Annotated in this window: 7 protein-coding genes and 1 pseudogene; 6 read left to right on the top strand and 2 right to left on the bottom strand. The window is 71.2% G+C overall.

Annotated elements, in window-relative coordinates:
• Both ACFSCU_RS17780 and ACFSCU_RS17775 read left to right on the top strand, forming a co-directional pair.
• Positions 1-444, top strand: a pseudogene (locus tag ACFSCU_RS17780) (hypothetical protein); the annotation flags it as partial.
• 35 nt (positions 445-479) lie between these two features.
• The gene (locus ACFSCU_RS17775; protein ID WP_377561291.1) at positions 480-1004 is read left to right on the top strand and encodes a TssQ family T6SS-associated lipoprotein; all 525 of its coding nucleotides are present in this window, start codon (positions 480-482) and stop codon (positions 1002-1004) included.
• Positions 1005-1016: 12 nt separating this feature from the next.
• On the opposite strand, the gene ACFSCU_RS17770 is transcribed toward ACFSCU_RS17775, so the two are convergent.
• Positions 1017-2192: an MFS transporter gene (locus ACFSCU_RS17770; RefSeq protein WP_180549575.1), complete on the bottom strand. Its 1176-nt coding sequence runs from the start codon at positions 2190-2192 to the stop codon at positions 1017-1019.
• A 116-nt stretch (positions 2193-2308) separates the two neighbouring features.
• Here ACFSCU_RS17770 and ACFSCU_RS17765 point away from each other — a divergent pair, with 116 nt between their 5' ends.
• Both ACFSCU_RS17765 and ACFSCU_RS17760 read left to right on the top strand, forming a co-directional pair.
• The gene (locus tag ACFSCU_RS17765; RefSeq protein WP_180549576.1) at positions 2309-2845 is read left to right on the top strand and encodes an Mpo1 family 2-hydroxy fatty acid dioxygenase; all 537 of its coding nucleotides are present in this window, start codon (positions 2309-2311) and stop codon (positions 2843-2845) included.
• Positions 2846-2945: 100 nt separating this feature from the next.
• Positions 2946-4379 (top strand): aldehyde dehydrogenase family protein, encoded by a 1434-nt coding sequence (locus tag ACFSCU_RS17760; RefSeq protein ID WP_180549577.1) that lies wholly within the window; start codon positions 2946-2948, stop codon positions 4377-4379.
• Between the two features lie 91 nt (positions 4380-4470).
• On the opposite strand, the gene ACFSCU_RS17755 is transcribed toward ACFSCU_RS17760, so the two are convergent.
• Positions 4471-5157 carry a DUF937 domain-containing protein gene (locus ACFSCU_RS17755; protein ID WP_377561290.1) on the bottom strand — a complete coding sequence of 229 codons (687 nt, stop codon included), beginning with the start codon at positions 5155-5157 and terminating at the stop codon, positions 4471-4473.
• Between the two features lie 147 nt (positions 5158-5304).
• Here ACFSCU_RS17755 and ACFSCU_RS17750 point away from each other — a divergent pair, with 147 nt between their 5' ends.
• A complete protein-coding gene (locus ACFSCU_RS17750) occupies positions 5305-6066 on the top strand; it encodes an SDR family oxidoreductase (RefSeq protein ID WP_180549578.1) in 762 nt (253 codons plus the stop codon).
• A 435-nt stretch (positions 6067-6501) separates the two neighbouring features.
• Positions 6502-7974: an IPTL-CTERM sorting domain-containing protein gene (locus ACFSCU_RS17745; protein WP_377561289.1), complete on the top strand. Its 1473-nt coding sequence runs from the start codon at positions 6502-6504 to the stop codon at positions 7972-7974.
• Positions 7975-7985: the final 11 nt, after the last annotated feature.

The raw sequence follows: 7985 nt of genomic DNA, 5'->3' as shown, positions 1-7985 counted from the left end.
GCCGCCGCGCGCGCCCGGCCGCGCGATGCGCGCACGCTGGCCGGCGGCGTTCTGGCCGTGGCCGGCGTGCTGGTGCTGCTGGGCCTGGCCGCCTGGCGCCCGGGCAGCGATGCGCCGGTGCCGCCCCCCGCCTCGCCCGCCACGGCGGCGCCCAGCATTGCGACGGCGACCACGCCGCCGGCCGCTGCCCCGGCCGCCGCAACGCCTGCGCCCGCGCCGGCCGCTGCCGACACCGTCGGCGCGCACCTGCGCCTCGACATCGCGCCCTGGGGCGTGGTGTACGTCGACGGGCAGATGCAGGGCCTGACGCCGCCGCTCAAGCAGTTCTGGCTGCAACCGGGCCAGCACACCATCGAAGTGCGCAACACCGGCCTGCCGAGCCATACCGAAACCATTACCATCGAAGCGGGGAAAGACGTGCAGCTTCGCCATCAGTTCGAGTGAAGCCACGGCCTGGCCCGCAGCAGGGAGACGGTCACATGCTTCGGAGATCTGTGCTGTGCTGGGGTACGCTCGGCCCCTTGACGCTGCTCGGCGGTTGCGCCACGGTGCGCGACAAGCTGGGCATCGGCCAGGCCCCGCAGCCCGCACCGGCCCGCCGCCCGGCCGAGGCGCCCCGCGCCCGCCCTGCCCCACCGGCGGCGCCCGCCCCCGCACCTGCGCCTGAAGCCGCCACCCCACCGGCCGACGAGCCGGCACCACCCACCGGCGAAGCCGTGTACGCCGAGGGCCTGCGCCTGTACCGCGCCGGCCGGTACGACGAAGCCATCGCGCGCTTCGCGGCCGTGCAGGCGCCCACCGCGCTGCGCGTGCAGGCGCTCAAGCACACCGCCTTCAGTTACTGCGTCACCAACCGGCTGCCGTCGTGCCAGCGGGCGTTTCAGGATGCGCTGGCGCTGGCGCCGGGCTTTCGGCTGAGCAAGGCCGAGCGCGGCCACCCGGTGTGGGGCCCGGTGTTCGACAAGGCCCTGCTGCAAAGCCAGCCGGCGCGCCGGCGGCGCTGACGGCGCGCGTGGTCAGCCCCGCCGCCACAGCAGGGCCGCCATGGCCACGGCGCTGAACATGGCGCCGGCGCCAAACGTCCACGCCGGCCCCCAGTACTGCCACAGCAGGCCGGCCACCACGCTGGCGGCCAGCATGGCCAGGCCGCTCATCAGGTTGAAGAAGCCGTAGGCGGTGCCGCGCAGATCGGCCGGCGCGGTGTCGGCCACCATGGCGGCCAGCAGGCCCTGCGTCATGCCCATGTGCACGCCCCACAGCGCCACGCCCAGCAGCAGGCCCGTCCAGTGCGTGCTGGCGGCCAGCACCACGTCGGCCAGCACCAGCACGGCCAGGCCAGCCAGCAGCAGGCGCCGGTGCGACACGCGGTCCGACAGCTTGCCGAACGGGTAGGCGGTGACCGAAAACACGGCGTTCATCGCCACCATCACCAGCGGCACCAGCGCCAGGGCGATGCCGACCTGCTCGGCGCGCAGCACCAGGAAGGCCTCTGAAAACCGCGCCAGCGTGAACACCGCGCCCACGCCCACCACCCACCAGTAGGCGCGCGGCAGGCGCTTCAGGTTGGTGCGGCTGATGGGGTTCACGCGCGGCGCGCCCGCGGGCCGCTCGGGCTCCTGCACGCCCAGCACCAGCAGCAGCACGCACAGCACGGCCGGGATGATCGCGACGGCGAACACGGCGCGGAAATCGTTGGCCCACACCAGCATCAGCCCCACGGCCAGCAGCGGCCCCAGGAAGGCGCCCACGGTGTCCAGCGACTGGCGCAGCCCGAAGGCGGCGCCGCGCTGCTCGGGCGGCGCGATGTCGGCCACCAGCGCGTCGCGCGGCGCGCCGCGGATGCCCTTGCCCACACGGTCGAGCAGGCGCGCCGTGAAGATCATGCCCGGCCCCGTGGCCAGCGCGAACAGCGGCTTGGTGGCGGCGCCCAGGCCGTAGCCCAGCACCGCCAGCGGCTTGCGCTTGCCGAACCAGTCGCTGATGACGCCCGAGAACACCTTCAGGATCAGCGCCGTGGCCTCGGCCAGCCCCTCCAGCAGGCCGACCAGCGCCACGCTCATGCCCAGCGTGCCGACCATGAACAGCGGCAGCAGCGCGTGGATCATCTCGCTGGAGATGTCCATCAGCAGGCTGACGAAGCCCAGCACCCAGATACCGGAGGGCAGGGATGGGCGAGGTGCGGCGGGGTTCATGGCGGTTGGCGCGGGTCGTGATCCGGGGGCGATTGTGCGCCAGCGGGCTGCGGGTTCGCCCGCTTCCGCGCGCCCGGGGCGCGGCCTACCATGCAGGCCAGCCTGGAGACCACCGCATGAAGACCCTGACCGAGCAGCTCGCCCAGTACGCCGACTACCACCGCGACCCGCGCAACATCCTCACGCACTTCATCGGCATCCCGATGATCGTGCTGGCCGTGCAGGTGCTGCTGTCGCGCCCGGCCTGGCCGCTGGGCGCCTTCGTGCTCACGCCGGCGCTGCTGGTCACGCTGCTGGCCTGCCTGTACTACGTCGCGCTCGACCGCCCGCTGGGCGTGCTGATGGCCGCACTGCTGGCCGCCGGCCTGGCGCTGGCGGGGCAGATCGCCGCGCTGCCCACCGGCGCCTGGCTGTGGTGGGGCATCGGCCTGTTCGTGGTCGGCTGGGCGATCCAGTTTGTCGGCCACGTCTACGAAGGGCGCAAACCGGCCTTCGTGGACGACCTGGTCGGCCTCGTCATCGGCCCGCTGTTCGTGGTGGCCGAGGCGGTGTTCGCGCTGGGGCTGCGGCGCGATCTGCACGCCGCCATCGAGCAGCGCGCCGGCCCGGTGCGCCAGCGCGCACCCGCGGGCCGTGGCGCGGCGCGCTCCTGAACTATTATTTCAATAGCTTCCGGCGCTTGATGGACGGGCGCTGCAGGCCAATTTGGCTTGAAACACCGGGTCGTGCGCCGATTTGCCGCAAAATGCCCGGATGCAGCTCAACTTCATCGCCGACCAATCCGTCGCCTCGCATTCCGGCCGCACGCTGCCGGTGATCGACCCGTCCGACGGCCAGCCTTTCGACGACATCCAGCGCAGCGACGAGCGCGACATCGACGACGCCGTGCGCGCCGCGCGCCAATGCTTCGAAGGGCCGTGGAGTGCGCTGAGCGCCGCCGAGCGCGGGCGCCTGCTGATGGCCCTGTCGAACAAGGTGGCCGAGCACGCCGACGAGCTGGCCGCGCTGGAGCAGCGCGACTGCGGCAAACCCACCAAGCAGGCCAAGGCCGACGCCGCCGCGCTGGTGCGCTACTTCGAGTTCTACGCCGGCGCCTGCGACAAGCTGCATGGCGAGACCCTGCCCTACCAGAGCGGCTACAGCGTGTTCACCTGGCGCGAGCCGCACGGCGTGACGGGCCACGTGATCCCGTGGAACTACCCCATGCAGATCTTCGGCCGCAGCGTGGGCGGCGCGCTGGCGGCGGGCAACTGCTGCGTGGTCAAGCCGGCCGAGGACGCGTGCCTGTCGCTGATCCGCGTGGCGCAACTGGCGGCCGAAGTGGGCTTTCCGCCCGGCGCCATCAACATCGTCACCGGCTACGGCCACGAGGTGGGCGACGCGCTGGCGCGCCATGCCGGCATCAACCACATCAGCTTCACCGGCAGCCCCAGGGTGGGCACGCTCATCCAGCAGGTGGCCGCCGAGCGGCACTGCCCGGTGACGCTGGAGCTGGGCGGCAAGAGCCCGCAGATCATCTTTGCCGACGCCGACCTCGACGCCGCGCTGCCAGTGGTCATCAACGCCATCGTGCAGAACGCGGGACAGACGTGCAGCGCCGGCTCGCGCGTGCTGATCGAGCAGCGCATCTACGACGACGTGCTGGCGCGCCTGGGCGAGGCTTTCGAGGCGCTGCGTGTCGGCCCGGCGGCGCTGGACCTCGACGTGGGCCCGCTGATCCGCCAGACGCAGCAGCAGCGCGTGTGGGATTTCCTCAGTGACGCGCAGAGCGCCGGTATCCCCATCGTGGCGCAGGGCACGGTGGTCGACGAGGCGCCCGAAACCGGCTTCTACCAGGCGCCGGTGCTGCTGGCCGACGTGCCGGTGGCGCACCGCGTGGCGCAGGAAGAGGTGTTCGGCCCGGTGCTGTCGGCCATGCCGTTCACCGACGAAGACCACGCGGTCGAACTGGCCAACGCCACTTCCTTCGGCCTGGTGGCCGGCGTGTGGACGCGCGACGGCGCGCGCCAGTTCCGCATGGCACGGCGGATGAAGGCCGGCCAGGTGTTCATCAACAACTACGGCGCCGGCGGCGGCGTGGAGCTGCCCTTCGGCGGCTACAAATCGAGCGGCTACGGGCGCGAAAAGGGCTTCGAGGCGCTGTACGGCTTCACCGTGCTGAAGACCGTGGCGGTGCGCCACGGCTGACTGGCGCGCACGGCAATTTCAAGCAAAAAGAGCTGCCGGCGCTTGTGCAGCAAGCGCTGGCAGCTATTTATTTGGAAGCAAATTCAGCCGATCAGCGGCGACCGCCCAGCAGCGAGCCGCCGATCTTCAGCAGATCGCCCAGGTCGACCTTGCCGTCGCCGTCCTGGTCCAGCACGGCATTCATCAGGCCGCCGCCCAGGCCGCCCTGGCTTTGCACGCGGCTGTGCTCCTGGCCCAGCATGCTGCCCAGGCCGCCGGCGTCCATGTTCTTCGCCATCACCTGCTTAGCCAGGAAGGCCATCACGATGGGCGCCAGGATTTTCAGCAACTGGCCCGACTGGCCGCTATTCAGGCCCGTCGCCTGGCCCAGGCCCGATTCGGCCCGCGGCTGCGCGCCGCCGAAGATGTGGCCCAGGATGCCGCCGGCATCCAGCTGCCGGCTGGCCGGGGCGCCGCCGCCGAGCACGCTGCCCAGCAGGCCGCCCAGGCCACCCAGCGCACCGGCGCTGCCGCCACCACCGCCGCCCAGCAGGCCGCCGAGCATGCCGCCCAGGTCCATGGCGCCGCTGCCGGCGTGGTCGCGCTGCAGCGCGTTGAAGAGGTCGCCCGCGCCACCCGGTTGCTGGGCATTGCGGCCCAGCGCGCCCACGATCATGGGCAGCGCGGCGGCAATGGCGTCCTGCGCGGTGCGGGGGTCGGTGCCCAGTTGCTGCGCAATCTGGCCCGCGGGCGCGCCTTGCAGTTGGCCGAGCAGATCGTCGATGAGGGAGCCGTTCATGAGAAGTCCTTGCTGGTGTGTGAAGGGATGGATCAAACAACGTACATGGTATCCCCAGGGCCGACATCCCCGCGAATCGGTGGGCGCGCGGCGCGACTAAACTGCCCGACCAGCGACCATTTCACGACCATGAGGAGCAAGAGCAACATGCGCGTTTCGGGCAAATCCATCATCGTCACCGGCGCCGGCGGCGGCATCGGCGAAGGCATTGCGCGGCGGCTGGCGGCCGAGGGCGCCGCCGTCATCGTGAACGACATCAACGCCGCGCTGGGCGAGAAGGTGACGGCCGACATCACCGCCGCCGGCGGCCGGGCGCGCTTTGTCGCCGGCGACGTGACCCAGGGCGACGACTGGCACACGCTGGTGGCCGCCGCGCAGGATTTCGGCGGCCGGCTCGACGTGATCGTCAACAACGCCGGCTGGACGCACCGCAACCGCCCCATGCTGGAAGTGAGCGAGGCCGAGTTCGACAAGGTCTACGACGTCAACATGAAGAGCATCTACTGGAGCGCCATCCACGGCGTGCCGGCAATGCAGCAGGCGGGCGGCGGCAGCTTCATCAACATCGCCTCCACCGCCGGCGTGCGCCCGCGCCCGGGGCTGACCTGGTACAACGGCAGCAAGGCGGCGGTGATCGTCACCAGTAAGTCGATGGCGGCCGAGCTGGGACCGCAGAACATCCGCGTGAACTGCATCAACCCCGTGTTCAACCCCGACACCGGCCTGTCGGCCGATTTCGCCGGCGGCCCGGTCGACGAGGCGCGCCGCGCCCGGTTTCTGGCCACCATCCCGCTGGGGCGCTTTTCCACCGCGCTGGACGTGGCCAACGCCGCGCTCTACCTGGCCAGCGACGAGGCCGCCTTCATCAGCGGCGTCTGCATCGAGGTGGACGGCGCGCGCTGCGTCTGACGACCGCCCGGCCCCACGGACCGACCACCCTCCGCCTGAACCCACCGACCACGTCGGGCAGGCGTGTTCGCGCGCCTGCCCGCCTGTTGGCGCGCCCAAACCCGGGCGCAGCCGGCGTGGAGCGCGCCTGCGCGGCAGACCTTGCACGCGCGTTGGTCGCGACAAATCGACCAATACTCCACCGATTTCGTGCAATCTGGCACGGACCAGTGCTGCGCCTGCGCACCCACTGCTTCTTTAGGTGTCCACGCGTCATTACACTTTGAAGCACCAAAACCGCGATGAGTTGACCACCATGCGACCGACCGCCGCCGCGCTTGCCCCCCCGTCCTGCCCCGTCGCTTGCGCCCGAGCGGGGCGCTTGCCGGCGCTACTTTGGCACTGGCCGCGCTGGTGGGCGCGGGCGCGCAAGCGGCCAACGCGCCGTTCCCCACCGTGACGACGCCCGTCAAGCTGGACACCCGGGTGCTGGCATCGGCCAGCTGGTATGAGGCGCTCAACACCATCGTCTACGAGGCCGGGACGTACCACATGTGGTATGTCAACCCCGATCTCACGGGCGTTCGCCACGCCACCTCGTCAGACGGGATCAACTTCACCACCCTCGGGGGCGACCTCACCCTGCCCGCCAACTGGTGGACGGCCTATGGCGCCACGGTGCAGCCCCAGATCAACTACCTGCGCGTCTCGCGCGACGGCGGCGGCAACTGGATCCTGATGATATGGCACCCCAATGGCGCCAACCAGGGCCAGTTCAAATACAACACCAGCCTGTGGCTGCTCGGCAGCAACATCGCCAACACCGCGCCAACGCTGATCGGCCCGCTGCCGATCAGCCCGGGCGGCAACCACGTCGGCCCGTTCGGCATTGTCGGCGACCACCTCTATCTCGGCCAAGACACCGCGCAGGCCTTTGGGCGGTATCTGCTCACGCCCAGCACGACCAGCTCGCCACCCACCACCTGGCCAACCGGGATGGTGGAGGCCGCCAACGCCTATGCCGGCACCGGCCTGTGCTCGTTCGCCATCTGCCCGGGCGACCCTAATTCGTCCTACATCCACAACTACGGCCGCACGCTCGACCAGGGCGGTGTGCTGGGCACCTACTACACGCTTTACAACTACAACTCCTGGACCCGACGCAGCAAACAGCTGTGGTACATGGAAAGCACGGACGGCGGCGACACCTGGGGCAGCGCCCAACCGCTGTTCACCGACGGCAATGCCGTCACCGTGGATGGCCTGCCCAACGCCGGCAACTTCAGCCTGCCCGAGGTCACGGCCCTGGGCGGCGGCCAGTACCGCACCTACTTCAATACCGTGGATGCCTGCGGCAACTTCGTGACCGTGACCGCGCCCCTGGCGGGCACGCAACAGGGCCTGACCGTGACCAAGGGCTTCAGCCCCAGCACCGTGGCGCCCGGCGGCAGCAGCCAGCTCACCGTGACCCTGACGGCCCCGGCGGCCACATGCGCCCCGGCGCCCACCACGCCGATCTACACCGGCCTGGGCTTCACCGACACCCTGCCCGCCGGCATGACCCTGGCCGCCGCGCCGGCCGCCAGCACCACCTGTGCCGGGGCCACGCTTGCGGCCACCGGCGGCGCGGATTCGTTCTCGCTGTCCGGCGCCAGCCTGGCGCCGGGGGCCTCGTGCACGGCGACGGTGACCGTGGCCGTGGCGGGGGCAGGCACCTTCCACAACGTCATCAGCGCGTCGATGGGCCAGCCCGGCGCGGTCACCAACGACCAGGCCGTGCCCGCGCTGGCCGACGCCGTCGCCAACCTGCAGGCGGGCATCGCGCGAGTGGCGCCGGTGCCCACGCTGGGCGAAGCCGCGCTGATGGCCATGGGCCTGCTGCTGGGCGCCATGGGGCTGCGCCGCCTGCGCCCCGCGCGCCGCAGCTGATTCAGAGGTCA

Origin of the sequence: Ottowia beijingensis (assembly GCF_042680925.1) — a bacterium.
Lineage (GTDB): Bacteria > Pseudomonadota > Gammaproteobacteria > Burkholderiales > Burkholderiaceae_C > Ottowia > Ottowia beijingensis.
Note: the sequence above shows the minus strand (reverse complement) of the source record. Positions and strands in the feature narration are given on the sequence as shown.

Bases quoted from the DNA above. Each gene is read 5' to 3' on its own strand.
- ACFSCU_RS17760 (WP_180549577.1), top strand. From the start codon at position 2,946: ATGCAGCTCAACTTCATCGCCGACCAATCCGTCGCCTCGCATTCCGGC.
- ACFSCU_RS17775 (WP_377561291.1), top strand. From the start codon at position 480: ATGCTTCGGAGATCTGTGCTGTGCTGGGGTACGCTCGGCCCCTTGACG.
- ACFSCU_RS17750 (WP_180549578.1), top strand. From the start codon at position 5,305: ATGCGCGTTTCGGGCAAATCCATCATCGTCACCGGCGCCGGCGGCGGC.
- ACFSCU_RS17770 (WP_180549575.1), bottom strand. From the start codon at position 2,192: ATGAACCCCGCCGCACCTCGCCCATCCCTGCCCTCCGGTATCTGGGTG.
- ACFSCU_RS17765 (WP_180549576.1), top strand. From the start codon at position 2,309: ATGAAGACCCTGACCGAGCAGCTCGCCCAGTACGCCGACTACCACCGC.
- ACFSCU_RS17755 (WP_377561290.1), bottom strand. From the start codon at position 5,157: ATGAACGGCTCCCTCATCGACGATCTGCTCGGCCAACTGCAAGGCGCG.